Genomic DNA, 524 nt, shown 5'->3' with positions numbered 1-524 from the left:
GCAATCGCCTCAGGAGTCGATTCTACCTGGGCCTCGAACAGGGAAACGACCGTCTCCCCCTTGGGGTATTCCACATCCGTAGCGTTCCAATCGTGGACCACCGTCCGGTAACTGGAAGTATCCAATAAAGAATGTGACAAATAAGAACTCGTAACATCCGCTACCAAACGTTCCAATAGCGTTAGATAGTGCCGTGCCATTCTTTCAATGGTCTCTTTTGCGAACAGACTCGTCGCATAGCTTATCTGAACTGCTATCCCCGTATTACTGTCATCCATGAAAATAGACAGGTCGTACTTCTCCGTTGCATTATCTTCCCCTAAAATAGCGGGCTGTAGATACTCCGATAAAGTGTCCGTTTCATTTTCCCCAAAACTCTGAAAATCAAATAACACCTGAAACAGGGGGTGGCGGGAAGGATCCCGTTCTATAGATAAATGATCTAATAATTGCTCGAAGGGAAAATCCCGGTGCGACTGCGCGTCCACCTGATCCCGGTGCACGTCCTTGATCAAGTCTATAAA

Annotated in this window: 1 protein-coding gene; it reads right to left on the bottom strand. The window is 47.3% G+C overall.

Annotated features, from left to right (window positions below):
• Nucleotides 1-524 (bottom strand): condensation domain-containing protein (locus tag ACRD7P_RS21065; RefSeq protein ID WP_430909785.1); only part of this gene is annotated, 524 nt, incomplete at both ends.

The sequence above is a fragment of the Maribacter sp. 2-571 genome, from assembly GCF_050589625.1.
GTDB lineage: Bacteria > Bacteroidota > Bacteroidia > Flavobacteriales > Flavobacteriaceae > Pelagihabitans.
The sequence above is the reverse complement of the archived record's forward strand: the minus strand, read 5'-3'. Positions and strand labels throughout refer to the sequence as shown.